General features: G+C 37.4%; 24 protein-coding genes and 3 pseudogenes. 6 read left to right on the forward strand and 21 right to left on the reverse strand.

The genetic code is table 11. From position 1 onward, the window contains the following. Positions 1-2 precede the first annotated feature (2 nt). The 6 genes from JCM9140_RS04320 to JCM9140_RS04345 form a co-directional block, all read right to left on the reverse strand. Positions 3-425, reverse strand: coding sequence for a TlpA disulfide reductase family protein (locus JCM9140_RS04320; protein ID WP_162232186.1), 423 nt, complete (start codon positions 423-425; stop codon positions 3-5). Positions 426-499: 74 nt separating this feature from the next. Next, positions 500-937, reverse strand: a complete 438-nt coding sequence (locus JCM9140_RS04325; protein WP_034742860.1) for a BrxA/BrxB family bacilliredoxin — start codon at positions 935-937, stop codon at positions 500-502. A 14-nt stretch (positions 938-951) separates the two neighbouring features. Continuing rightward, positions 952-1,290, reverse strand: a complete 339-nt coding sequence (locus JCM9140_RS04330) for a thioredoxin family protein (RefSeq protein ID WP_034742862.1) — start codon at positions 1,288-1,290, stop codon at positions 952-954. A 181-nt stretch (positions 1,291-1,471) separates the two neighbouring features. After that, a complete protein-coding gene (locus JCM9140_RS04335) occupies positions 1,472-1,732 on the reverse strand; it encodes a DUF2524 family protein (RefSeq protein ID WP_034742864.1) in 261 nt (86 codons plus the stop codon). Positions 1,733-1,766: 34 nt separating this feature from the next. Then, positions 1,767-2,708, reverse strand: coding sequence for a ribonuclease Z (rnz, locus tag JCM9140_RS04340; protein ID WP_034742865.1), 942 nt, complete (start codon positions 2,706-2,708; stop codon positions 1,767-1,769). A 5-nt stretch (positions 2,709-2,713) separates the two neighbouring features. Then, positions 2,714-3,238 carry a type 1 glutamine amidotransferase domain-containing protein gene (locus JCM9140_RS04345; RefSeq protein WP_034742868.1) on the reverse strand — a complete coding sequence of 175 codons (525 nt, stop codon included), beginning with the start codon at positions 3,236-3,238 and terminating at the stop codon, positions 2,714-2,716. Between the two features lie 150 nt (positions 3,239-3,388). On the opposite strand from JCM9140_RS04345, the gene JCM9140_RS25030 reads away from it, so the two are divergent. Further along, the gene (locus JCM9140_RS25030; RefSeq protein WP_052002055.1) at positions 3,389-4,483 is read left to right on the forward strand and encodes a C40 family peptidase; all 1,095 of its coding nucleotides are present in this window, start codon (positions 3,389-3,391) and stop codon (positions 4,481-4,483) included. Positions 4,484-4,551: 68 nt separating this feature from the next. Here JCM9140_RS25030 and JCM9140_RS04355 read toward each other — a convergent pair whose 3' ends face one another. From JCM9140_RS04355 to ilvA, 3 genes and pseudogenes are all read right to left on the reverse strand, one after another. Further along, positions 4,552-5,184 carry a YitT family protein gene (locus tag JCM9140_RS04355; protein ID WP_052002056.1) on the reverse strand — a complete coding sequence of 211 codons (633 nt, stop codon included), beginning with the start codon at positions 5,182-5,184 and terminating at the stop codon, positions 4,552-4,554. A gap of 241 nt (positions 5,185-5,425) precedes the next feature. Next, on the reverse strand, positions 5,426-6,331 hold the full coding sequence (locus JCM9140_RS04360) for a chemotaxis protein (RefSeq protein WP_439644266.1): 906 nt from the start codon (positions 6,329-6,331) through the stop codon (positions 5,426-5,428). Positions 6,332-6,353: 22 nt separating this feature from the next. Beyond that, positions 6,354-7,600: pseudogene (ilvA, locus tag JCM9140_RS04365) on the reverse strand (threonine ammonia-lyase IlvA). 233 nt (positions 7,601-7,833) lie between these two features. Between ilvA and JCM9140_RS04370 the strand changes: the two are divergent. Next, complete coding sequence (locus tag JCM9140_RS04370; protein WP_034742870.1) at positions 7,834-8,031, forward strand: hypothetical protein; 198 nt, start codon at positions 7,834-7,836, stop codon at positions 8,029-8,031. Positions 8,032-8,101: 70 nt separating this feature from the next. After that, positions 8,102-8,737: a trimeric intracellular cation channel family protein gene (locus JCM9140_RS04375; RefSeq protein ID WP_034742871.1), complete on the forward strand. Its 636-nt coding sequence runs from the start codon at positions 8,102-8,104 to the stop codon at positions 8,735-8,737. A 28-nt stretch (positions 8,738-8,765) separates the two neighbouring features. Here JCM9140_RS04375 and JCM9140_RS04380 read toward each other — a convergent pair whose 3' ends face one another. From JCM9140_RS04380 to JCM9140_RS04390, 3 genes are all read right to left on the reverse strand, one after another. Continuing rightward, on the reverse strand, positions 8,766-9,152 hold the full coding sequence (locus tag JCM9140_RS04380; protein ID WP_034742873.1) for a YppE family protein: 387 nt from the start codon (positions 9,150-9,152) through the stop codon (positions 8,766-8,768). Between the two features lie 72 nt (positions 9,153-9,224). After that, positions 9,225-9,764 (reverse strand): chromosome-anchoring protein RacA, encoded by a 540-nt coding sequence (gene racA / locus JCM9140_RS04385; protein WP_034742875.1) that lies wholly within the window; start codon positions 9,762-9,764, stop codon positions 9,225-9,227. Between the two features lie 382 nt (positions 9,765-10,146). Further along, on the reverse strand, positions 10,147-11,082 hold the full coding sequence (locus JCM9140_RS04390; protein ID WP_052002057.1) for a DUF2515 family protein: 936 nt from the start codon (positions 11,080-11,082) through the stop codon (positions 10,147-10,149). A 152-nt stretch (positions 11,083-11,234) separates the two neighbouring features. Between JCM9140_RS04390 and recU the strand changes: the two genes are divergently transcribed. Together recU and JCM9140_RS04400 are read left to right on the forward strand one after the other, a co-directional pair. Next, on the forward strand, positions 11,235-11,852 hold the full coding sequence (gene recU, locus JCM9140_RS04395) for a Holliday junction resolvase RecU (protein ID WP_034742877.1): 618 nt from the start codon (positions 11,235-11,237) through the stop codon (positions 11,850-11,852). Between the two features lie 17 nt (positions 11,853-11,869). Beyond that, positions 11,870-14,434 carry a PBP1A family penicillin-binding protein gene (locus JCM9140_RS04400; RefSeq protein ID WP_052002058.1) on the forward strand — a complete coding sequence of 855 codons (2,565 nt, stop codon included), beginning with the start codon at positions 11,870-11,872 and terminating at the stop codon, positions 14,432-14,434. Between the two features lie 41 nt (positions 14,435-14,475). Here the strand turns inward: JCM9140_RS04400 and JCM9140_RS04405 are convergent, their stop codons facing one another. From JCM9140_RS04405 to JCM9140_RS22975, 8 genes and pseudogenes are all read right to left on the reverse strand, one after another. Continuing rightward, the gene (locus tag JCM9140_RS04405) at positions 14,476-18,069 is read right to left on the reverse strand and encodes a dynamin family protein (RefSeq protein ID WP_034742879.1); all 3,594 of its coding nucleotides are present in this window, start codon (positions 18,067-18,069) and stop codon (positions 14,476-14,478) included. 76 nt (positions 18,070-18,145) lie between these two features. Beyond that, complete coding sequence (locus tag JCM9140_RS04410) at positions 18,146-18,649, reverse strand: YpoC family protein (RefSeq protein ID WP_034742881.1); 504 nt, start codon at positions 18,647-18,649, stop codon at positions 18,146-18,148. Further along, positions 18,646-19,302, reverse strand: coding sequence for an endonuclease III (gene nth, locus JCM9140_RS04415; protein ID WP_034742883.1), 657 nt, complete (start codon positions 19,300-19,302; stop codon positions 18,646-18,648). The genes JCM9140_RS04410 and nth overlap by 4 nt, the downstream gene beginning before the upstream one ends. 15 nt (positions 19,303-19,317) lie before the next feature. Then, positions 19,318-20,022, reverse strand: coding sequence for a DnaD domain-containing protein (locus JCM9140_RS04420; RefSeq protein ID WP_034742885.1), 705 nt, complete (start codon positions 20,020-20,022; stop codon positions 19,318-19,320). A 159-nt stretch (positions 20,023-20,181) separates the two neighbouring features. Then, positions 20,182-21,473 (reverse strand): annotated as a pseudogene (gene asnS / locus JCM9140_RS04425) (asparagine--tRNA ligase). A 148-nt stretch (positions 21,474-21,621) separates the two neighbouring features. Further along, positions 21,622-22,805 (reverse strand): annotated as a pseudogene (locus JCM9140_RS04430) (pyridoxal phosphate-dependent aminotransferase). 68 nt (positions 22,806-22,873) lie between these two features. Beyond that, complete coding sequence (locus JCM9140_RS04435) at positions 22,874-23,359, reverse strand: cell wall elongation regulator TseB-like domain-containing protein (protein ID WP_034742887.1); 486 nt, start codon at positions 23,357-23,359, stop codon at positions 22,874-22,876. 13 nt (positions 23,360-23,372) lie between these two features. Next, positions 23,373-23,543 carry a DUF4264 family protein gene (locus JCM9140_RS22975; RefSeq protein ID WP_081727561.1) on the reverse strand — a complete coding sequence of 57 codons (171 nt, stop codon included), beginning with the start codon at positions 23,541-23,543 and terminating at the stop codon, positions 23,373-23,375. Positions 23,544-23,657: 114 nt separating this feature from the next. On the opposite strand from JCM9140_RS22975, the gene JCM9140_RS23555 reads away from it, so the two are divergent. Then, the gene (locus JCM9140_RS23555) at positions 23,658-23,813 is read left to right on the forward strand and encodes a hypothetical protein (RefSeq protein ID WP_156314765.1); all 156 of its coding nucleotides are present in this window, start codon (positions 23,658-23,660) and stop codon (positions 23,811-23,813) included. A gap of 118 nt (positions 23,814-23,931) precedes the next feature. On the opposite strand, the gene JCM9140_RS04440 is transcribed toward JCM9140_RS23555, so the two are convergent. Next, on the reverse strand, positions 23,932-24,798 hold the full coding sequence (locus JCM9140_RS04440; RefSeq protein WP_034742889.1) for a ComEC/Rec2 family competence protein: 867 nt from the start codon (positions 24,796-24,798) through the stop codon (positions 23,932-23,934). Between the last annotated feature and the right edge of the window lie 11 nt (positions 24,799-24,809).

The raw sequence follows: 24,809 nt of genomic DNA on the forward strand, positions 1-24,809 counted from the left end.
CCTTATCCTTCTAATAAAGCTCCAACCCCATTCATAATGTCCATTATGGTTGCCTTATCGTGATACATAAAGGCAACCTCTTTCTTTTCATTCAACAAAACCGTAGTCGGCACCCCCATACACTGATACAAATCATACACTTTAGTGCCATCGTCTTTTAAAACTGGGAATGTATATCCGTTTTCAGACAAAAAAGAAGCTAAGTCTACTTCAGGATCTCTTCCAGTTACATGAATCATAACCATTTCCATTTTATCTGTCTCCATAGATTGAAATAGACTTTGTTTTGCCTCTATATCACGCTTTGAATCCGGACACCATGATGTCCAAAATGAAATCATCGTTACTTTTTTATTCGCATTTTGAAGCGACCAATTTTTCTCACTGTTTACCATTGGTAATGAAAATTCTGGAGCTTTTCTCAAACCGATCATCCTTTCAAAAAAAGAAATATGGTGACCCATTATTAGTTTGAGTCACCATCAGCGTTTTTATTTGGTTAATTTGAACAATGCTCGTTGTATGCTAAAGCTAAATTACGAATCACATCTTCAGGAGTTGCTCCTTCAATTTGTTCACGCGGAATGAAATGAACAACTTTATTTCCTTTCAAAATCGCCATTGATGGTGAAGATGGTGGAATATCTGAAAAATACGAACGCATCTTTGCAGTTGCTTCTTTATCCTGACCGGCAAACACTGTAATAAGATGATCAGGTGTTTGATCGTGCTGAAGCGACGTCACTGCAGCTGGCCGAGCTAATCCTGCAGCACAACCACAAACGGAATTAATGACAACTAATGTGGTCCCTTCAGCTTTCTCCATATATTGTTCTACTTCTTCTTCAGTTGTTAGTTCTTTAAACCCATTTTCCGTTAATTCAGCTCTCATCGGCAATACGACTTGTCGCATATATTCTTCATACGCCATTGACATCATAAAATCCCCCTTTATTTTTCTTGATCTAGTGCCACAGCAGCAGCATACGGCTTTAGAACATGATGAATGAATCCAATTGACTGGAACGCATATACGCGTTCGACTCCTAATCCCTTTTGAAATATGAGTAAACATGGTACACTTTTGATTTTCCAATTTTGAGCAAAGCTCGGTGAGTGATTAATGTTAACTGAAAAAATAGGCAAAGACTCATGGGTAGCCTGCACAATGGATATCATATCTTTTGCTACCTTACATGTCCCACATAATGGTGTATAGACAAAAACAACGGTAACTGGCCTACGCTCTGCCAAGATTACGTTAAGCTCGTTATATGAAATGTCCTCCATATCATTCCCTCTTTTCTATTCTATTTTATCAGAAAAGGAAAAATGATGCATGTTGGAACCCTTTTATTCGATTAAAAAAAAGCTGTCCTCCACCTAAGCTAAGACCAACCTAAGAGAAAACCCTATCCCTCTTAGATCAAGTTAGCCTAGGTAAGAGACAACTTTATCCTCCATTATTATCCTAACGCTTTAGAATAAAATGGTTTTGCAATTGATTCACTTGAATCTGAGTGCGATGCAGTTGATCGCGTTGCTCAGGGCTAGCAGCATGCATAAGCGTGTCTAGCTCGTCATTTAAATCTTGTAAAGTTCTTTGTGCTTGAGTATACTCCTCAGGATCACCTTGTTGTACACGCTGTGAATCATTAAACGTCTTTTGCGCTTCTTCAATCGTCATTTCTGCTCTTTCTAAAAAATGTTCAAGATGAGTGCGCTCAGCCATGATCATACCTCCAAATGTGGTTTTATTTCTGATCTTACTTTGCGCAACCAAGTTGAACGTTATTCATTAATCTATAGACCATGAAATCATGAGCAATTATGGAATGAGCAAATATCATTTGGACTTCTTTTGATAACTCTTCTTCCTCTCCGGCATATCTTGAACTAATATGAGTCAATATTAGCTGCGATACATTCGCTCGTTTCGCAAGCTCAGCTACTTCAGTAATGGTCGAGTGACCAAATTGCTCAGCATGTTCTTTTTTATCATGACGGAATGTTCCTTCGTGTATAAGTAAATGAGCTGAATCAGCAAACGTGACCATCTTCTCCATTGGTCTTGTATCTCCAGCGATTACAACAACCCTACCTTGTTTCTTTTCAGTAACATAATCAGTCCCTATAATCATCTGACCATCAGGAAGTTGAACTCTTTCTCCCCTTTTGATTTTTTGATAAATTGGACCTGGTTCAATTCCAAGACTTTTTAATTGATCAACCATCAGTGATCCAGGTTGATCAGCTTCAATTAACTTAAAGGCGTAACTTGGCATAACATGGTCTAGTTCCGTCACTTCCACTTTTATTGAATCGTCTTCAAAGATAACTCCTTCACTTATTTCCACAAAATCAATGTCATAGGATAAAAACGATTTTGATATCGTTAGTGAGCTTTGGATAAACTCTTCTACACCTTTAGGGCCATAAACAGTTAGTGCTGTTTTAGCGCCTTGAGCTGATCTTGAACAAAGCAAGCCGGGAAGCCCAAACAAATGGTCTCCGTGAAGATGACTGATAAAAATTCGATCTATTTTTGTTAGCGTAATCGGAGTTTGCAAAATTTGATGTTGGGTTGCTTCCCCACAATCAAATAGCCACTGTGTGCTTTTTTTCTGCAAGAAACGGACTACTAGGCCACTAACATTCCGAGTCGTCGAAGGAACTCCGGAACCTGTTCCTAAAAAGTGAAATTCCATCTCGTTTACCTTTTTGCTAATGCGTCGGCAAAAGCTTTTGCATATGGAGGCAAATCAGGTGGTCTACGACTAGATATAAGATGCCCATCAACAACAACTGCCTCGTCAAACCACTCTGCTCCTGCGTTTTCCATATCATCTTTAATGCCAGGCGTGCTTGTTACTTTTCTTCCTTGAAGGATCTTGGCAGAAATTAATACCCATCCAGCATGACAAATTTGCCCAATTGGTTTTTCGTCTCGGTCCATTTCTTTTACAAAGGATAAGACTTGATCATACCGGCGTAATTTATCAGGTGCCCAACCACCTGGTACGAGAATCCCATCATATTCACTTGCCTTTACTTCATCAAAAGCAAAATCAGAGGTAGCTGGTACACCATATTTCCCTATGTATGTTTTTCCTCTTTCGTTTCCAACAAAATCAACTGTTGCACCTTCTTCGCGAAGTCGCATCACTGGATACCAAAGCTCAAGATCTTCAAATTCTTCATCCACAATCGCCATTATTTTTTTGTCTGCTAAGCGCATTGTTCTCACTCCTTCTCTAATTTTCATATACAAACAGTATAGCATGTCTCACGATGTTACTAAAACGAAGATGTTCTATCCTTTATTCTTCTTCATAAAATAGGTGGTAGATTACGAACAACTAGATTGACAACTAGGAGGGATTTGCCCATGAAGACGACAACCAAAAGAACTCTTCTGCTTTCTACTGCGATGATTGGAACAGCCATATCTTTACCTCTAGATAGTGATCAAGCTAAAGCAGCAACAAAGCCAATCTCTAGCGAAAAAACACTTGAAGTAAATCAACTATTAACTTTCGGGGCTACTGGACCCCAAGTCTTAGAATTACAAAGTTATCTAAAAACGTTTGATTATTACAAAGGAAGGAAAGATGGTGTTTTTGGTCCACTAACCAAACAAGCAATTACTACATACCAAAAAACACATCAGTTAAAAGTGGATGGCATTGCAGGGCCTGAAACGATTAGCCACCTCCTTCTTGCAAGTGATGTAAAAAGAAACAAGGATGAAAATAAATCAAGTGTAACAGAAACAAAAAACAATCCCGACCAAGCGATCACCTCAGAGAATGGCTCGGCTTCATTAAAAGGAGAATCAATCCGTACTTTTAAGCAAGGTGATAGAGGCGAACGTGTTAGCGAACTTCAACAGCAATTAGCAGAATACGGATATTATCAAGGCGTTGACGGAATTTATGGTCCTAAAACAACAGCAGCCGTTAAACAGTTCCAAAGAGCTCATCAACTTCAAGTTGATGGAATAATTGGACCTAAAACGAAAGCAATGTTAGAAGAAGCGGATCATGTTATTCATGCACCAGAAACCAATCAAACTGCTGATTCAAATACATCAACAGTAAAAAATGAACCTTCAAATGAAAATTCAACCTCAAGTTCAAATGTTATACAAACAGCTACATCTTTGAAAGGAAGTCCTTATGTGTGGGGCGGTACTTCACCAGCTGGTTTTGACTGTAGCGGCTTTATCCAATACGTATTCAAACAACACGGAAAAAGTGTTCCTCGAACAACAAGCGACCTCTATCAACAAGGTCAGGCTGTTTCAAACTTACAAGTAGGAGACATTGTCTTCTTTACTACTTATCGAAGCGGACCGTCTCATGCCGGAATTTATCTAGGAAATCGACAGTTTATTCACGTTGGTTCTTCTACGGGAGTAGCTACCGCTTCGCTAGACCAATCCTATTGGTCTACTAGGTATTTAGGGGCAAAACGTTTTTAATAGGCAAAATAAAGGACACCCAAAAAGGTAACGAATCTTTTTGGGTGTCCTTAAATCTATATGCCTTTTTATGATTCATTCATCGATCGAGAATGGGCTTCTCCAAATGCTGGTTGTTCCTCTCGTACTTTAATTGGTGATTTTTTATAGCGTCCAATTATGGTACTTGCGACAAAAATAACGAAAACCGACAAAAGCGCATTTCCCCATCCTACTAATAAACCGGCCAACACAATAATCGATAAATCACTAATAAATATCGATACGCCTCGATTAATACCCCATTTTTGATCTAAGTACAAGGCTAGTATGTGTATTCCTCCAAGCGAAGAGCCGTTGTTTAGGACGAATGTTACTCCAAAACCTATACATAGTCCTGCCAGTACGGTAGCTAACCACATCGGAATGGAGAAAAATGGTAAAAAGTCTAATGCGTCACGAACAATAGAAATACCAATAATAGACATGAAACTAGATATCGTAAACCATTTTCCTAGTTTCATAAAAGACATCCAAAAGAACGGTAAATTAACTAAGAAAAACAGCACACCCCACGACCAAGAGCTCATAAATGTTAAAACCGTCGCAAGTCCTGCTGTTCCTCCAAAAGTGAGGTTATGCAAAGCTAAAAATTTCAATCCTAGTGCTGTTAAAAACAAACCTACTATGACAAGGGAAACCATTTTAAAACGTTCAGCCATATTTTCACCCCCATTTATCCTACTACACTCTCTACCTTACGCGAAAAAGCAAGAATGGTCAATGTATAAAGGTGAATTTTTATTCATCTGAATTATCTGAATAATATACAAGGTAAGAGTTTGTTAGATTTTCTATCAAAAAATATGCAGGTTTTTATGCATTGACATGCATAAAAAAAGAAAAAGCCATAGAATAATCTCCTTTCTATACTAGAACGGAATACTCGATGGCTTTCTCTCTTTACAGGATAAGTTGATCAATCGTTTCAATTAACTTAACAATTTCTGGTTTACTAACTTGTGCATCTGCTCCTACACCTTTTCCTTTATGGTACAAATCTTTTGTAATTAAAGATGAGAATATGATGACAGGGATCTTTGATAACAGATCATTTTCTTTGATTCGTTTCGTAAAATGATGACCGTCCATTTGCGGCATTTCAACGTCAGTAATGATTAACTGTACTTCATCTTTTATATTAGATCCAACCTGATTATGTAGAAATTCAAGGTAATCCCAAGCTGCTTTCCCATGTTCAAAAAAGGTCACTTGTTCATATCCTGCTTCAGATAGAGTTTCATATAATAGCTTTCGAAGCATAGCCGAATCTTCTGCTACAACAATCTTTTTTTGACTTCTTTCCCGTTCACCAAGCACTTTAACTTGTGAAACGTTAATGCCTTTTTCTGGATTGATCTCAACAACAATCTTTTCAAAGTCAAGCAATAAAATCATTTGTTCATCCATTTTCACGATGCCTGTACATGCATTTTCGATGCCTTGCGAAAGTTCAGCCGGTTTTTCGATCTGCTCCCACGAAATCCGATGTATTCGAGAAACATTATGCACCCTAAACGCGACTTTAATTTGATTTAACTCTGAAATGATTAGTTTATCTTGTTCAGGCTTTTCAGATGGAGCTAAGCCAAGAACGTTTGAAAGATTAACAACCGTTAACACTTCATCTCTTAATCGGATAATTCCTTCAACATGAGGATGACTATTGGGCATTGGTGTGACAGCAGGTGCTTGAATAATTTCCCTAACTTTCATCACATTTATACCAAATAAGCTTGTCCCCACTTCAAAAGCAATCACCTCTAATTCGTTCGTACCACTTTCAAGCAATATGCCTCTTTGTTCCACTTGAAGTCCCCCTAAGTCCATCTCAAATGAGTAAATGAAATAAGCTTTCGTCTTTATTAATTTCCTGATAATCGAAACCTTTTTTAACAAGACGATCAATTAAACCAGGGTAGTCATCCCGACATTTTAGTTCAATTCCAAGGAGAACAGGCCCATTTGACTTGTTGTTTTTCTTCGTGTATTCAAATCTAGTGATATCATCATTAGGTCCTAGTACGTCTTGTATAAATTCTCTAAGTGCTCCAGCACGTTGAGGAAACTGTACAATAAAATAGTATTGAAGTCCTTCATACATAAGGGAACGCTCTCTCATCTCTTGCATTCTCCCAATATCGTTGTTTCCTCCACTAACGATACAAACGACGTTTTTCCCTTTAATTTCATCTTTATAAAAATCAAGAGCACTTATGGACATGGCTCCAGCCGGTTCTGCAACAATTGCATTTTGATTATATAACTCAAGGATCGTTGTACAAATTTTCCCTTCAGGTACCAAGACAATATCATCTAAAATTTGTTGAGAAATTTCAAACGGAATTTGACCAACTTTTTTAACAGCTGCTCCGTCAACAAATTTATCGATTTTTTCTAATTCAACGACTCGACCTTCTTTTAAAGATTGTTTCATCGACGGTGCACCAGCTGGTTCACAACCAATCATCTTCGTATGAGGACTAATACTTTTTATATAGGTTCCGACACCGCTGATTAAACCGCCACCACCGATAGATGAAAATAAATAATCGATATTCTCATCGATATCATTCATAATTTCCATTCCAACCGTACCTTGTCCAGCAATGATTTTTTCTTGATCAAATGGATGAATAAAAGCCATTTCATGTTCATTGCAGTAAGAAATAGCTTCATTAAATGAATCATCAAACGTATCCCCAGATAACACAACATCCACGTAGTCTTTCCCAAAAAACTTCACCTGGTCCACTTTTTGTCGCGGGGTTGTGGAAGGCATAAAAATACGACCATTAATTTTTAATGTTCGGCAGGAGTATGCTACACCTTGAGCATGATTTCCCGCACTCGCGCATACAACTCCATTATTAAGTTCTTCTTGACTAAGGCTGGAAATTTGATGAAAGCTCCGCGAATTTTAAAAGAACGAACAACTTGTAGATCTTCTCTTTTTAAGTAAACATTGCATTCATATCGTTCTGACAAAACTTCATTTTTTTGTAAAGGTGTATGTGTAACGACGTCTTTTAAACGCTGATTAGCAATAATAATATCTTCTATATGTACGCTTCCCATTATCGATTTCCTTTCACTTAAGGTGCTTCTCTACTTTTTCATCACAATATATCTTATCTTACCATACCCACTATCATTGCGTAACCCCTCTTCCTTTTCATTCCTTTCCCATATCATTTTATATTGACGATTGATTATTTAGGCGTTGCTTACTATAATGGAGTAGATAAGCGAATGTACACAAATACATATGTTAATTCGAACATAGCTGTTAATTAAAGGGAGGGTTATTGATGACTAAAAAGATATCACTGTTTATGATTATTACGACTTTACTATTTGTATTGCCAACTCAAGTTTTAGGAGCTGGTGGCGGAAATGGTGAAGCGGCTAGTAGCGAACCTTCAGGCATGCTTGTTTTAGCCCTTACACTCATGTCAATTTTAACTATTATTACAATGATTTTTTTCTCATTCCGTGATAATGGATAAGGTTTCTACGAACGTGGACAAACAAGTCCACGTTTTTTTGTGTCAAATTTACAATGTGGAGATGAAATAAATGATTTGGGAAGGACTAACCTTTATTGGAACAGTAGCTTTTGCGCTAAGTGGAGCGTTTGTTGCAATGGAAGAAAATTATGATTTAATGGGGGTTTATATTTTAGGTCTTGTTACAGCCTTTGGTGGTGGTGCAATACGAAACCTCCTTATCGGTGTACCAGTTTCTGCCTTGTGGGAGCAAGGATCTTTTTTTATTGTAGCAATTGTTGCGATTACACTTGCTTTCCTATTCCCGTTTTTAATCTTTCAGCAGTGGATTAAATTTGGGCTTTTGTTTGATGCAATTGGACTGTCTGCATTTGCAATACAAGGAGCTATGTATGCAACCGAGATGGGGCATCCTTTATCAGCTGTTATTGTCGCTGCCGCATTAACTGGAACAGGCGGTGGAATGATTCGTGATGTCCTCGCTGGTCGAAAACCACTTTTCCTTCAAAAGGAAATGTATATTATTTGGGCGATGATCGCAGGTGCACTTATTGGTTTAAATTTAATTTACTCACCTATTGGTTACACTTTTCTATTTATAGTTGTCATTGTTTTACGAATGTTATCTGTTCACTATAAATGGCAATTACCTAGAAGGAAAATGAACCACTTTATCAAACCCAAACCGAAAAATCATACAACTTAATATGCAAAACAAGATGACGGACCTGTTATTAGTCTGTCATCTTGTTTTGCAATGCTCGGTATAATTGTTGTAAAACATATTCTACGGATTTAAATGTCTCCATTTGCCTTTTCTTTCCGGTTGCTTTATAAAAAGATTTAATAGCAACAATCTCTAAATTCTCTTCTGTCTGCTGTAACTGACTTGGGTGTAAATACAGTGGCTTTTCTTCTTGTACGAATAACAAGGCTAAAGGTAACCATTCAGCCCGAACCTTGTCCACTTTTTCAGCAAAAGGCTTAACAACATTAAAGAAGTCTGCTTCGTACTGATCATCTTCCTTAACTTGTTCTATATAAATCGTTTCAGCTTCTTTATTTAAACGTCTTAACTCTTCTGTTAAATGTACTAAACGTAATCGTCTTTCTTCATTCATTCCTATACCCCCTTACTTCATCTTAGCAGATTGTCTGCTTAAGTCAAAAGTATGAAGGCTGTAACTCGCACATTAAAAGGAAAACAGCTGCATAAATGATCTCCTTTTTTTAGGTTTTGTATTTCCTCCAACGACCATAGGTAATTCATCTTCGTTAATAGAACGAGGAGGTTGAATTTTATTTTCCATTCTTGTTAATCGATCCTCCAGGTTCTTAATCATGTTCATCATTTCTTCTAATTCTGTTCGATGTTTTAACAATTGATAGCTAACAACATCGTCTGCTTTTTTTGATATCTTCTCATCAAGTTCATCGAGTCGGGTGATCATGGCCTCTAACTTTTCTTCATAAACAGATGTTTGTATAAATGAATTACTCTCCGCTACTTCTTCCTCTTTGGGCTGATCAAATTGAATATCTTTCATTCGCTTGCCTTCTTTAAGCTGAATCTGAACGTTTCGCATCATTTCCACATGCTTTTCCGTAAAAACGTAATGACCATGCTCATTTGTTTCACACGCAAAACCGAAATACTTCGCCCACCGTTGTACTGTTGTTGGATTCACACCTAATCGTTCTGATACTTCCTTCGTTTTCATCGTCATCTCCATTAGACGTCCCCTCCTAAAATTGGTTGTGTCATACGAATTCAATAAAGAAACAGATAACCCTCCACTCTTGACAAAACTAGAACGAATTCGGCAAAGAAAGTGTCAATCTTCCACAAAGCTATTAAGCGCATTCGAAAATTGACAAAACTTGTTATTTTTTGATCAAACTCTTAATGAATGTCGAATTGTTATTTATCTAATACTAATATAGAAAGGAGGCGTCCGAACATGAACAAAAATCGCAAACAACAAAGTGAAATGAATACCCATGACAAAACAAAGCAACAAAGACAAGAAGGTTACACAGGTGATAAAAAGCTAGGTGGACCAAATCGTCCAGCAGAATAAGGTTAAAAAGGGTGACTCATGTAGTTACCCTTTTTTAAGTGACCAAAGTTGTGAACTTTTTTAGCAAATAAAGTTCTATCCATTTAATCTTTAACCAAGCCGTCCTTTCAATCGGTTGGGCTTTTTTAAGTGGAGAAAAAAATTTTTCTGTATTCGTTACAGAAAGGCTCCAATCTATTTTTTCATTCCAATGATGCTGAACAATTGGGTATGTAGTTCGAAGCGTTGGACTTGTGTTTCCTGTCGTCCAACCCATGTATTGTTCATAGTCTGCTCTAGATCCACTTGGAAGGGTATGACGAGAAAAATCAAAAATACTTTGATAAATGTCTGGATGAAACAACAAGTGGTACAACTGTCTCCCTAACCAAATTCTCGATGAAACTTGCTTAAAGTTACGTACATAAAGACCATATACCTCTCCCTTTATCGTTGGGAAAATAACATAGCTCATATGAGCGTGCTCTTCTAGAACATACAATATAGAAGAGAAAACTTTTCTTCTATACAAAGGATGTTTCATGACGGTTTCTTCGATCACGTGTTGTTCATTTACGATTAGAGCCGTACAAAGTCTTTCCACATCTCCCTTTTCTAAAAAATGCTTCCACTCTTTTTGCATAAAAGACGATACCTGTAATTTTTCAAGGAGGTTAAAGTCGATATTTTTTTCCTTTTTAACGTGTTCATACCAAAGCAATTGCGGATAGGCATCTGCAAAAATCGTCCAATTAGCTCGCTCAAAAGTATGAAAAAGCTTAGATCGAAATGAAGAAGATATAATTTTTTGAAACCATTTGCTTTGTAAATCCGTCATATTCCAGCCAGCATTTCTAGACACCATTCCCGCTAGCAAAGCCCAACGGATTTCTGGGTGTTTCTTGTAAAAATCTTCATACATTATGGTACGTGAAATATTATCTTTGTTGCCCGCTTTCATTTTCCGTAGAATGTTATCGACAATTGTCATCTGATGCTTCACCTACCTTTTACCTATAGAAAAAATTCACTACAACTTGACTACATATGGTAAGATAATGTGATGGAGTCACCTTTTACTTTTTCTTGTTTCATGTGATTCCATTCATATAAGTGATTTTCTTTGAAAGGTATGTGAAAGAAATGGCCATACGTTATCCAAATGGACGACGCTTTACGAAAAAGGCATCTACCCAAAACAACAAGCAAAATAAAGAGCTAACGTATAGCAATCGCGGGATGACCTTGGAAGATGATTTAAATGAGACCAATCAATATTACCTAGAAAAGTCAAAAGCTGTTATCCATAAAAAACCTACGCCTATTCAAATTGTTCAAGTTGATTATCCGAAACGAAGTGCAGCGGTCATTAAAGAGGCTTATTTTAAACAGGCTTCAACAACTGATTACAACGGAGTGTACAAAGGCCATTATTTAGACTTTGAAGCAAAAGAAACGAAAAATAAAACATCTTTTCCGTTACAAAACTTTCACGACCATCAAATTGCCCATATGAAACAAGTAAAAAATCAAAATGGGATTGCATTCGTTATTTTACGATTTTCACTTACAGATGAGATTTATTTACTTGATGCAGCCCATTTAATTTCCTTTTATGATCAAAAAGAAACATCGAGAAAATCCATTCGAAAATTAGATATTGAAAAATACGGGGTTTTGATTAAAATAGGATATCATCCACGTATTGATTATTTACAAGCAGTAGACTCACTATATTTTAATGAACAGTCTACTAAATAGAGAAAGGGGGACATACGATGTCAAATGAAACAAACAACAAAACACGCCAAGGGCGTCGTCAAGCCCGTGAAAAGTCAAAAAAAACAAACACAAATAAAAAAGGTTTATGGAAGAAAATCTTAATTGCTTTGGTTGCTTTAGGTGCCGTCGCTGTTATTGCTGGTGGGATTACCATTTTTGCTATCATTCAAGGTGCCCCACCGCTTGACGAAGAAAGACTGATGCTTACACAAGGTTCACAATTTTACGATCAGGATGATGTTTTCGTTTCTCAATTAGACTCAACCGAGCGAAGACAAAATGTACGTATTCAAGAAGTGCCTCAAGTTGTCGAAGATGCTTTTATTGCCGTTGAGGACATTCGTTTTAGGGACCATTTCGGGATCGATATTCGTCGATTATTCGGTGCAGTAAGAGCGAATATTCAAAGTGGTTTTGGGGCAGAAGGTGCAAGTACTATCACGCAGCAACTTGTCAAAAATTTATTTCTAAATGATCAAAAACAATTAACCCGAAAAATTCAAGAGCAGTATTTAGCGATTAAGTTAGAACAACAGTATTCAAAAGATCAAATTTTAGAAATGTATTTAAATCAAATTTACCTAGGTTCTGGGGTATATGGAGTTGAGCTTGCTTCTCGTACTTATTTTAACAAGTCAGTTGGAGATCTTTCTTTAACCGATGCCGCTTTACTTGCTGGAATTCCTCGTAGACCAAGCTTTTATGACCCTACGAAAAATCCTGAAGCAGCAGAAAGTAGAAGAAATCTTGTCCTTTCTTTAATGGAGCAACATGGAAAAATAACAAGTGAAGAAGCTCAAGAAGCAATGAATATCCCTCTCTCTGATCAATTGGTTCTTACAGAGCGCGAATCATATCCTTATGAAGCGTTTTATAACCAAGTGCTAGCTGAGCTTGAAGAGATGGATGGTATTACCATTAATGATATTTACAATGCTGGTCTAAAGATTTATACAACACTTGATGTGTCAGCACAAGAACAAGTCGAGAGAGTGTTGCAAACAGATGAGTACGTTACAGTTTACCCTAATAATGAAGACTTCACTGCGGCCGTTACGTTATTAGATACACAAACGGGTCAAATTAAAGCATTAGGAAGTGGACGCGAAGATACCGGATACCAAAGAGGTCATAACCTGGCGACTGATGAAAGAAGACAGCCAGGTTCAACGATTAAACCAGTATTAGATTATGGACCAGCGATTGAATACTTGCAATGGTCTACAGCACATCGAATCGTTGATGAAGCTCATTCTTATTCTGATGGTACTCCAATTCGAAATTTCGATCGACAGTTTCAAGGTCCAATGTCCATGCGTACCGCTCTCGCTCGCTCACGGAATGTGCCAGCCATTAAAGCGTTACAAGAAGTTGGTGTCGGTCGTGCACAAAGCTTTGCTGGAGGGTTAGGAATACCGTTTGAATTACAAGAAAATGAAACGACCATGCCTGAAGCTTATGGATTAGGTGGATTTAATACAGGGGTTACGACCAAAGAATTAGCTGGTGCCTATGCTGCCTTTGGAAACAATGGTACATATATTGAACCTTATACTGTACGAAAAGTTGAATTTCCCGATGGCCGTATTATTAATATGGAACCCGAATCTACTCAAGCTATGAGTGATTACACGGCATATATGATTACGGATATGCTAAAGACTGCTGTAACAAATGGAACGGGCGGCGTTGCTAACATTCCTAGTTTACCGATGGCTGGAAAAACAGGGACAACAAACTTCCCTGCTGAGATACGCGAATCACGCGGTTATCCAGACGGAGCGGTTCCTGACATTTGGTTCTCTGGATATACAACAAACTATACTATATCGGTTTGGACTGGCTTCTCCAGGCAACCAGTTGATATTAGTAACAACTATTTCCCAAGTGGTGCGAATGAGCGTCAAGCAGCTCAGCAAATTTTTAAAGCAATTATGCAAAACGTTTCAGCTGATATTGAAACGGCTGATTTCACTATGCCTAACTCAGTTGTACGTGTCGCTGTAGAACGTTCAACTGGTTTACTTCCAAGTTCATTTACACCACAAAGCGAAATCATTCACGAACTTTTTGTACGTGGCAATGAGCCTACACGCGTATCTGATGAGTATAGAGAACTCCAGGCTCCAACAAATGTAATGGCAAGTTATGAAGAAAACACAAATCAAATTATTGTCACATGGGATTATCCAGAAGATCTCGTGGACGACGTTACATTTGAAATTCGATTAGCTATTGATGGCGGAAATCAACAAACTCTAGACCGTAAAAAAGAAATGCAATTTATTTACGGTGATCCACAACCTGGTTCTACCTATGTATTTAGCATTGTAGCAATTTCTGACGAAAATTCTAACTTACAAAGTGATCCTGCTTCCGTTGAGGTAAAAATAGAAGAAGAGGAAGAACCTGTTGAAGAGGAAGAAGAAGAAGAAGAAATAGAAGAACCTGTTGACGAAGAGGAAGAAGAAACCATTCCTGACCCACTTGAAGATGTAGATGATGGAAATGAACCCGAGGAAGATCAAACAACAGAAGAAGAGGAAGTTGAAACGGAATAATTTTAAAAAGAAGCCCTCGGATTATCCGAAGGGCTTCTTTTCTATCCAACCTCAATGTCAAAAGCAGAAAGTGTTCGTAGTTCATCTTTCAAAGAGTCAACCTGATATGGGTCATTCAAAGCATCAAAACGGTCTATTTCTCGCTTTAATGCCTCGTACATTTCTTGTTTTGCTTTTTCAACTAATACCTCAAAAAACTGTTGAAGTTGTTCTTGTGCGCTCTTTTCTAATTCCCTTAAACGTTCATTCGATTTCGAAGCACCTACTTGAACAAGATCCTCTTTTAACTGCTTTACTTTCCCCTGCTCAAAAAACGACTTTAATGATTGAAAATAGTGAGCATATGATTCAACATCAACAGGAATGAATCGCTCTTTAGTCATCACTGTTAAGTCAATTTTTTCAAGCTGATAAGACAGAGAAAAAGCCTGAAAGTCATTACGTACCTCACGTATGGTTTCTACCACCCATTCTTCAATAGCTTTCCCTAAAGCTATTTCAATTCGAACAAAAGTAGCTTGAAGTTCTTGTTTGATAAAGTGCTCCCCTTCACTTCTCCATTCTTTCAGTGAGGAAAGAAGTGCTTGTTGTTGTGCACGTTTGCTACTACCGACAACGGTTGATACATTTACCTGTTCGCCAAATAGATCGCTTAACATGTACCGAACTCGGTCACGTAAATACAAAAATAACTGACTTACTTCTTGTGTACTCATTTTTTGTGCATTCAATGGTTTATAAGCTTCAATTTTGTTAACCCAAGAACGTACAAGTGATTCAATCTCTTTTCTTTTTACATCTTTTTCTTTCTCTTCCCCTGTTGCATATTCGAGCCCCTCTTGGAGAAGGGATACATAGCGAGTTCTCTCTTCCTTAACTAGCTCGAAACTTAACCGTTTTAGCTCGGTAATCGTTTTTTGGTAAAAAGCTTTTTCAAAAGCAGTAAATAATGGATCCTCTTGCTCACTGTTCTGTTTTCCGGCAAGCCCTTTCTTACTAGATAAAGGATATAACCTTGGACTCGTTACTCCATTGTGGACAAGCTGATCATATACATGTTTTTTTACACCATTTAGCTCTAAAGTACTACCTGCTAAATCGGCAGCATTTAAAATAAAGTACAGCTTATCTGTTCGAAAGCCTTCATTGACCTTAGCCATCTGTTGCAAAAACTGTTGATCAGACTTAGAAAAGGCATGGTTATAATAAGTTAAATAAAAGATAGCGTCCGAATCACGTAATTGCTTGAATGCTACATTCGTATGTCGACCATGAATTGAATTAACTCCAGGTGTATCAACTAAAATAATTCCTTTTTCTGTAAGCGGGCAATCATAATAAAGAGTTACTTTTTCAATTAAACAAGCATCATGTTCATTCGCAACAAACGGTTGCAATTGTTCTATCGAAACTTTAAACGAACTTCCAAGTTCCCATTTGCCATCAGCCAAACTATTTTTTAATGTTGTTAAGTACGCTTGATATGTTTTTTGCCAACTTGTTGTTGCTGTTTTGTCTTCTTTCCAGCTTTTAATTGTTTCAATATTAACATTTCGATCTAGCTGACTAGCAACAGATTCAATCTCTTTGTTTAGTTGGTCCTTAGTCTTCACTTTCACAACAGCTGTTCTGGACTCGTAACCTTCTTCGGATTTTTTCACAATATTGACCGTTGCTGTCGTTGGATGAGGGGAAACAGGAAGAACGGTTTCTCCTAGTAAGGCATTAGCAAAACTTGATTTCCCAGCACTAAATGCTCCAAATAGAGAAATCGTAAATGTCTGTTCGCGAAAACGAGATAATCGACTTTTGAGAACAGACCGTTCATACTTCATTCGTTCTTCTTTCTCAAAATCATTTACTACCTGTTCAACCTGCGCTACCCATTTAGCGGCTTCTTGCTCATTAAAGTTACTAGATTCCGCGGACTCTTCTTGCTCCCAATTTGTATCAATAACCGACTCCTCAGGCAATGTGATGGAATCAAAGGAGGAAGAATGAGAAAAGCGAGGAATTTCTTTCTTCATTGTTTCATCAATGACGCGTTCATAAGCACCTGCGTCTTGAAATTGCTCCACTTTTTCTCGTTTTGCTTCAATACTTTCGACATATCGATCTTCAATTTTCGTTAATTGCATGACAAAAACATCTAAATCATATAATTTTTCTAACTCTTGCTCTAATGATTTTTTTTCATGTTCCCAATACTCTTCCATTCCTTCTGACATTAGGTCTATGATGGTTGCTGCTTTTTGACGAAGTTGTCTAATAACCTCCATCGTACGATCTTTCGTATACGTATATACATATTCTCGATTTTTTGGCCCTGCTTGTAATGATTGTTTGAAGAACGGTTCATCAATGGTTACATGCATGTTCGTTAACTCTTTTTCGACATATTCTCGGTTTGTTAATTTTCCGAAGTCATATGCTTGAAATAGTTGATGTAGGTGAAATTCCAATTGGCTTTTCACTTTATCTTGCGTTTCTTCAATTAGTCGTTTTAATCTAGCTTCCTGTTCTTCTTCTGTTTTCTTTTTCGAAAACAAAAATCCTACTTTAAAACCTGGTTCCATACTTTCTAACCAGTTTCTTGCCAATTCGGTCGTTGTGTATGGGAAGATCGTTACATCCTTTACTATCCCCTGCCATTTTTTATTAAAATCTTCTTCAAATCGCTTTCTTGCGTGGAACATTTCTTCATATTGTTCAGCGAGTTCATGACGCTTTGTAAGTTGGTCTAGTGAAAACCCTTGTTGCTTCATACTTTCTTTTACATCGTCTAATTGATCTTCTTTTTCTTCCTCTAGTCGATGAATCATGCTTAAATAAAGTCCTTGTTGAAGACGCTGTCCAGCATAAGGCAAAAGTTCGCCACCATGAAATAAAATCGCTTTCATATCTTTTTCAAATTGACTCAATTGATTTAGATGATGTTCTTTTGCCTTCATGCTCGTATATGTTAGTTTAATCATATGTATTCCCCATGCAGAAAACGTGTCACGAACAGACTGATCAAATGCTTCAAATGGTAATTCTGATTCATCATGTTTATCAATTTGATTAACAACTAAATATAGTGGTTTTTTTTCATCAGACAATTGCTTCAAAAAGGTTAAATTGGTTTCAGATTGGACATGGTTATAATCCATTACATATACAATAAAATCTGTCGTATATAGAGCTTCAACCGTAACAGCCTGATGAGTAGGATCAGTTGAGTCAACACCGGGTGTATCGTAAATGATGCTATGATCTCCTAAAAAAGGAAGTGGTGCTTCAATTGTCAATGAAGAAATTTCCCCTCCATTCATCCCCCATTCACGAACTCTTTGCCATGGAATTTCCCCATTCCACTGTTTCTTCTCACCGTTTAATGACTGTACCGACAATCCTAATTCTCCATTTTTAATGCCTATAATATTAGCACTTGTTGGAATCGGGCTCGTCGGAAGCATTTCTGCTCCAAGTAAATGGTTCAAAATTGTTGATTTCCCCGCTGAAAAATGACCACAAAATGATACTTGGAATGCCCCACTCTTCTTTTTTTCATCGACCAATTGTTGACGCTCTTGTTCTGTCTCTGTTACTTCTATTACATTTACTGGAACGTCTACTTTCATGGCTCTACTCATGTCATCACCTGCTCCTTTTAAAAATCTATCTATGTATTCAGAAAATAAAGGATAAAGAGGAGCTAAAAATAAGCCCCTATTTTTCTTTTAACTCCATTATTTTTACTCGTGCATATAATTTTCTCACTTCTATAAACAATGATTTCAATTGGACATACGAATGATATTTACCGGCTTGCAAAAGGATAAACTCTAGCCGTTCTTCAACATTAACGGGTTTATATAGTAGGGATTGAACAGATGAAGTAAGACCAGTTAGATTCGTTACTTGTCTACCATTTAGCCAAAATAACGCATCAATCAATAATGCCAACATGCTGTTCATTTTTTCTTTTGCTGCAAGTGGGTTTCTATCTTTGTAATACTGTTCAAGTATTGGCCTTTCTTTGTCCCAACAAGCAAACAACATAGGAACAAAAACATCCTTTTCTTCCCAAGGTCGCTTTTCCATTGTTATATCATAATAGAAAGGAATAGCTTGGCATATGTCTAGAAAAGAAAGAGATTCAGCATCAATGTTCACAACAGTTTGCTGATAAAAGGGCGAAACTTGAAACGATTCAGGAATGGTTACATTCATTTCGTGGCTCTGGCTTTCATTCTTTTTTGCCCTTCCCGACACATCTCGAGCAATGGACACGTTTCACATTGTGGAGACTGTGCTTTGCAATGGTACCTCCCGAAAAAGATAAGCTGATGATGAGAATCGGACCATCGTTCAATTGGAATTTTCTTCATTAATGTTTCCTCCACTTGACGAACATTGTCTTTCCACCGACAAATGGCTAGTCGTTTTGAGACACGTTCAACATGTGTATCAACCGCAATAGCCGGGACACCAAAGGCTACAGAGGCAACTACATTGGCCGTTTTCCTTCCCACCCCAGCTAATGTAACTAATTCATCCCTATCTTTTGGAACCTCCCCATTAAAATCTTCAATTAGTGATTGCGCAAGTTTTTTTATGTTTTTTGCTTTACTACGAAACAATCCGATTGAACGAATATCTTGCTCCAGTTCTTCAAGTGGTACAGCTAAATAATCTTCCGGTTGCTTATATTTTTCAAACAATTTAGGTGTCACTTTATTTACAAGTGCATCTGTACATTGAGCAGATAATAAAACAGCAATGACCAATTCAAAAGGATTTGAATGAGTTAATTCACATTCTGCTTCAGGATACATCTCGGCAATGACATCTAAAGCTTCGATTGTTTGTTTCTTTGATAACATTTCTTTCTTCCTCTCCTACGACTTGTCAAGCCAACTAAAACTAGGATAAGATTCTGCTTTTGCTCTCTTTTGCTCTTGTTTAGGTGGATTTTGGTATTTGCGAAATTTTTCTCCATGCGTACGAGCTTGTTCCGCTGTTTTGACCCCATTACGCTTCCACTCAAAAAGAATACGATCAATATATCGAAAATTTAATTTCCCTGATACAACGGCCTCACGCAATGCCTGCGTAATAAGTTCAACTGTATGTTTATCTTGATCGATCCACATACCTAACGTTTCTGCTTCAATGGGAGACAATGGTCTGCAGAATTCTTCCTCAAATCGTTGGTACAACAATCCTTCTTGATTTTCTTTTTGTTTCTCTTCAAGTTGCGCTTCCTCTCCTTTTACAAATTGTAAAAGGCGGTGCCATAGCGGTTCAAGCGTATAATATTCAAACAAAATACCTTGTTCATCCCATTTTTTTTCAAGTGTTAGAAATCCTTTTCGAATTAATCTTCCTAAAAGCTCAGCGCATTCATTCATTGAATAAGACATTCGTTCACTTAAAAATTCAGGTGTTGGAAACCCATCACCATCATCGATAAAAGCTTGGACATGTAGCAATGCTACAAGCTCTTCTTCCTTTAGCCCTAAACGGTGATAATATTGCAACAACAAAGAAGGTATTGTGATATGTTTTTGAGTTGTCCATTTTACAAGTAAGTTTTGATCCATTTTTGAAACACCTCTGTCCTTTATTATAACACGACAGGACGAACTAGTCGTTTCCTTTTCCTTACACGTCTCTATGTAGCGAGAACACAAAAAGGAAGGGTGCGTTAAAAAGGTTTAAGCTACCTTTTTAACGCACCCATATATCTTTTCCTACTTCCTTTATGGATACAAGCGATTTAAAAGTCTTGGGAAAGGAATCGTTTCACGTACATGTTCGACACCGGAAATCCAAGCGACTGTTCGCTCAAGTCCAAGTCCGAAGCCAGAATGTGGAACAGAACCATATTGACGAAGATCCAAGTACCATTGATATGCTTCAAGTGATAAATGATGTTTTTCAATGTTTGCTTTTAACAATTCATAATCATGAATCCGCTCTGAACCACCAATGATTTCTCCATAACCTTCAGGGGCAATTAAATCTGCACATAGCACCACATCTTCTCTGTTCGGGTCAGGTTGCATGTAAAATGGTTTCAGTGAAGTTGGATAATGCGTAATGAAAACAGGCTTTTCATAATGCTCAGCAATGGCCGTTTCATGCGGAGAACCGAAATCATCTCCCCATTCTATATCATCAAACCCCTTATCTTTTAAGAACGTTATCGCTTCATCATACGTGATTCGTGGAAACGGTGCTTGAATTGCTTCAAGTTTTGAAAGGTCACGCCCTAACGTTTTCAACTCTAGCTGACAACTCTTTAAAACGGATTGAACAACATAAGAGACATATTGCTCCTGAATCTCTAGATTTTCATTAAATTCAACAAATGCCATTTCAGGTTCAATCATCCAAAACTCAATTAAATGACGGCGTGTTTTCGATTTTTCGGCACGAAACGTTGGTCCAAATGAAAAAACACGCCCCATCGCCATGGCTGCGGCTCCATGTATAACTGTCCACTTTGAGAAAGATAAGCATCTTCATCGAAATATTTTGTTGCAAACAACTCCGACGTCCCCTCAGGGGCACTACCAGTTAAGATAGGTGGATCAATTTTCACAAAATCATTGTTATTAAAAAACTCATATGTTGAACGAATAATTTCATTTCTAATTTTCATTACTTCATGCTGACGTTTGGAACGTAACCATAAGTGACGATGATCCATTAAAAATTCGGTTCCATGCTCTTTAGGTGTTATAGGATAATCAGTCGCTTCATGCAATACCTCAATATTTGTTACAGTTAGTTCGTATCCAGACGGAGCACGTTCATCAGCCCGAACCATTCCCGTTACATATATAGAACTTTCTTGTGTTAAATTTTTAGCTTTTTGGAACATTTCTTCCGCTACTTCAGCTTTAACAACGACACCTTGAATAAAGCCTGTCCCATCTCTTAATTGTAAAAAAGCAATCTTTCCGCTAGAACGCTTGCCTGCAAGCCAAGCTCCAATTGTCACTTCCTGCTCGACAAATTGTCCCACTTTTGCAATTGTTGTTTTCACTTTCATACCTCCTACTATGTATACCATTAAACATTATACCCTTGTCGAATTTTTCAAGTCAATTCATGAAATAAAAATTCGTTATAATATGGCAGGGGGTGTACGAAAGGCTAACAACATACCTTCTCGTACACCCCCTTTTTTCAAATTAATTCGAGTGTTTTTTTACGAATCGCTCAATACGTGTTAATGCTTCTTCTAATGCATCAAATGAAGTCGCATAAGATAAGCGTACATTTTGAGGTGTACCAAAACCTGAACCAGGCACTAAAGCAACCTTTTCTTCCTCTAAAATAGCTTCAACCCAAGCATCTACATGAGTAAAACCATTTAGTTTGGCCGCTTCACTAACATTCGGAAATAAATAAAATGCACCTTTTGGCTTCACGCAATAAACACCTGGAATCGAAATTAACTTTTCATAAACCCCATTTAAACGTTCTTCAAATGCTTGTCTCATTGTCTCTACAGACCCATCATCTTCTGTATACGCCGCGATCGTTCCATATTGTGCATTGGTTGTTGGATTCGACGTACTGTGACTCGCAAGATTGGTCATGGCCTTAATAATTTCAGCATTTCCAGCTGCATATCCAATTCTCCAGCCAGTCATTGAGTGTGACTTAGATACACCATTTACGACAATTGTTTGCTCTTTTAAAGCGTCTGAAAGCTGAGCAATCGAAGTATGTGAAGCTCCACCATATACAAGCTTCTCGTAAATTTCATCGGAAACAATTAATACATCGTGTTTGATGCAAACCTCTCCTAGTTCACGCAACTCTTCTTCGGAATACATAGATCCAGTTGGGTTACTTGGAGAGTTAAGAATAAATGCTTTTGTTTTTTCTGTAATAGCTTCTTCAAGTTGTCTAGCTGTTACTTTAAAATCATTGCTTTCTAGCCCTTCAATATAAACTGGTTCACCGTCAGCAAGCTTTACCTGCTCAGGATAACTCACCCAATAAGGTGTTGGAATAATACTTCATCCCCATCATCTAATATCGCTTGAAATAATGTATATAAAACATGTTTAGCTCCAGATCCCACTAGTATTTCAGCTGGTGAATAGGTGATTTGTTGATCGGATTTAAACTTACCTATAATGGCTTCTTTTAATTTTGGCAAACCAGCAGAAGGAGTGTATTTTGTATGACCTTCTTCCATTGATTTAACAGCAGCGTCAATTATGTATTGCGGTGTATTAAAATCTGGCTCTCCTGCTCCTAAACCAATCACATCATGGCCTTGTTCTTTCAGTTCTTTTGCTTTTGCTGTAATTGCAAGAGTCGTTGAAGGTGTTAATGTTGAAACTCTTTTAGCTAATTTCATATGTATGTCCCTCCCAAGTAATATACTATACACTATAAATTGTTGCTTATGATCCTTCAAGTGTCAAATCACAAATCTGTTCGCAATAAATACCTTTTCATAAATGTCCCATCCTCAAAGGTAACATAATAATACCCTTTTCGATTTTCATGGTTCACATAAGTGATTTCATAAACAGGTAAACCGCGTTCAAATCCAAGCTTGACTGTTTCGATCCGCTCAACATCCTCATTGGTCGTGACGATCTCCAATGCCTCTTCCTTCGTTATTCCATCCTGTGCTTTTTCGATATGATGAAAATCATAGTCTGCTGATACCCATACATATGTGTCGATCCCTTCGTCATCCACTCCACTAAAGACGTAATACGCATCTGTTCCATGAAAATACATGACATCTGAAATCATGGTTAACAAAGATTGGCCTTTTACATATCGCTCTGCTTGTTCATAATGATGTTCTAATGGCTCTCGTATTATTTGATACGCATAGACACTAAGACCCGTAAAAATTAAAAACAAAAACAGTATAATAATGATTATCCATTTTCTCATATCTGTCCCCAAACTACGTACGATAAATCGTAAAAACCATTGTAGTGTCGTCCGTTTTATCTAAAGACAACCCAAACAGGAAGTCTTCGTCTTTAAGAGTTCGATTTAAGGCATCAACAACTTTATATGTGTCTTCTGCTTTTTTTAATTTCGTTGTAGATAATGGAACGATGTGTTGATTCATTTAATCTCCTCCATAAAAAAATAGTTCTTTCCTTCATGCACAACTTTTGCTAAACATAGTAACGGTCATGTCGGCTATACTAAACATACGCCAAACAAAAGGGGGCGTAAACGATTGTCTAACCATTTTCAATCAATAGCAAAGCGATACCAACAAGAAAAGGAAGAAATCGCCTTGTTGCGCCGCGACGGATTGAAGTGGCATGAAGTTTTTCCAATTTCAATTCGTCAGACGTTATTTCCTGCTTATTTTGAAAGAGAACAAGAATAAAACGACGTATGTTCATCATACGGGAAAAACGGCTAAAAATACAGCCGAAATATGAAGCCTACTCACACCTCAAAATGTTCTGCACCAATGCCTCGTGCAGAACATTTTTTTATTTTTTTTACTTTGCCGCTTGAAAATGAACCGTTACGAGCTCATAATCTGTTTGACTCACTTTTACAATCACTGACCCATTTTGCTTCGTGCGGTACGTATCAATCCATGTTTCTTGTAATCGTTCCAACAATTGACCACTCACTTCTCCATTCTCTCTCGTAAATAGAATGGCGACTTGAGGATCCAATTCATTTAAAAACCGTTGAGAAGTTCCATTATTTGTTCCAAATTCTGCAACCTTTAATAATGAGACTGGAGAAAGTCCTTTTTGCACCCAATCTTTTTCAAGTTCTTCGTTTGCTTCTGAAGAGAAGAAAAATTGATGCTTATTATGAACAGTCACCAAAAACGATAATGTTGGCATAATGGACGACTTACTAGGCAAAATCTTTACTTCTACATGATCCGCTAACCTTTCTTCTTGTTTATCAGACCACCCGATAATATCAACGTCCAAATGTTCATATTGTGTCTTCGCTTGATTCATTCCTGCCTCTGGCACAATTAATGTCTTAACACCTAGACGAGACGTTACTTCTTCTACATTGCCACTATATTCTTTTTCAAACCGCGGTAAAATAATGGTTTCAATGGAAGAAACATTAAGCTTTTTCAAACGAAAAAACAATGATTCCGCACAATCATTAGATCCTGTACCAATCAAGACAGATTCCTCATTTGGTAGTTCAACATATGTTGCCTCTCCATTAGGAAGATCCAAAAACACGAACCCTATATCTTCTTCTTCTAATTGTAAATCTAATTCGACTTCTTCGTCTTGACCGTTTGATGTAATGACCATACGAACCTCTAGGCCTAACATCACACTTAAAACAACAAAACATAAAAGTCCAATAAAGAGTTTACGCATTATGTCAGATC

This window comes from Halalkalibacter wakoensis JCM 9140 (assembly GCF_000513095.1).
GTDB classification, from domain to species: Bacteria; Bacillota; Bacilli; order Bacillales; family Bacillaceae_D; genus Halalkalibacter; species Halalkalibacter wakoensis.

What these genes read in the sequence shown, in the direction of transcription:
- JCM9140_RS04325 (WP_034742860.1), bottom strand. Translation starts at nt 937, where the DNA reads ATGTCAATGGCGTATGAAGAATATATGCGACAAGTCGTATTGCCGATG.
- JCM9140_RS04330 (WP_034742862.1), bottom strand. Translation starts at nt 1,290, where the DNA reads ATGGAGGACATTTCATATAACGAGCTTAACGTAATCTTGGCAGAGCGT.
- JCM9140_RS04335 (WP_034742864.1), bottom strand. Translation starts at nt 1,732, where the DNA reads ATGGCTGAGCGCACTCATCTTGAACATTTTTTAGAAAGAGCAGAAATG.
- rnz (WP_034742865.1), bottom strand. Translation starts at nt 2,708, where the DNA reads ATGGAATTTCACTTTTTAGGAACAGGTTCCGGAGTTCCTTCGACGACT.
- JCM9140_RS04345 (WP_034742868.1), bottom strand. Translation starts at nt 3,238, where the DNA reads ATGCGCTTAGCAGACAAAAAAATAATGGCGATTGTGGATGAAGAATTT.
- JCM9140_RS25030 (WP_052002055.1), top strand. Translation starts at nt 3,389, where the DNA reads ATGAAGACGACAACCAAAAGAACTCTTCTGCTTTCTACTGCGATGATT.
- JCM9140_RS04355 (WP_052002056.1), bottom strand. Translation starts at nt 5,184, where the DNA reads ATGGCTGAACGTTTTAAAATGGTTTCCCTTGTCATAGTAGGTTTGTTT.
- JCM9140_RS04370 (WP_034742870.1), top strand. Translation starts at nt 7,834, where the DNA reads ATGACTAAAAAGATATCACTGTTTATGATTATTACGACTTTACTATTT.
- JCM9140_RS04375 (WP_034742871.1), top strand. Translation starts at nt 8,102, where the DNA reads ATGATTTGGGAAGGACTAACCTTTATTGGAACAGTAGCTTTTGCGCTA.
- JCM9140_RS04380 (WP_034742873.1), bottom strand. Translation starts at nt 9,152, where the DNA reads ATGAATGAAGAAAGACGATTACGTTTAGTACATTTAACAGAAGAGTTA.
- racA (WP_034742875.1), bottom strand. Translation starts at nt 9,764, where the DNA reads ATGGAGATGACGATGAAAACGAAGGAAGTATCAGAACGATTAGGTGTG.
- JCM9140_RS04390 (WP_052002057.1), bottom strand. Translation starts at nt 11,082, where the DNA reads ATGACAATTGTCGATAACATTCTACGGAAAATGAAAGCGGGCAACAAA.
- recU (WP_034742877.1), top strand. Translation starts at nt 11,235, where the DNA reads ATGGCCATACGTTATCCAAATGGACGACGCTTTACGAAAAAGGCATCT.
- JCM9140_RS04400 (WP_052002058.1), top strand. Translation starts at nt 11,870, where the DNA reads ATGTCAAATGAAACAAACAACAAAACACGCCAAGGGCGTCGTCAAGCC.
- JCM9140_RS04405 (WP_034742879.1), bottom strand. Translation starts at nt 18,069, where the DNA reads ATGAGTAGAGCCATGAAAGTAGACGTTCCAGTAAATGTAATAGAAGTA.
- JCM9140_RS04410 (WP_034742881.1), bottom strand. Translation starts at nt 18,649, where the DNA reads ATGAATGTAACCATTCCTGAATCGTTTCAAGTTTCGCCCTTTTATCAG.
- nth (WP_034742883.1), bottom strand. Translation starts at nt 19,302, where the DNA reads ATGTTATCAAAGAAACAAACAATCGAAGCTTTAGATGTCATTGCCGAG.
- JCM9140_RS04420 (WP_034742885.1), bottom strand. Translation starts at nt 20,022, where the DNA reads ATGGATCAAAACTTACTTGTAAAATGGACAACTCAAAAACATATCACA.
- JCM9140_RS04435 (WP_034742887.1), bottom strand. Translation starts at nt 23,359, where the DNA reads ATGAGAAAATGGATAATCATTATTATACTGTTTTTGTTTTTAATTTTT.
- JCM9140_RS22975 (WP_081727561.1), bottom strand. Translation starts at nt 23,543, where the DNA reads ATGAATCAACACATCGTTCCATTATCTACAACGAAATTAAAAAAAGCA.
- JCM9140_RS04440 (WP_034742889.1), bottom strand. Translation starts at nt 24,798, where the DNA reads ATGCGTAAACTCTTTATTGGACTTTTATGTTTTGTTGTTTTAAGTGTG.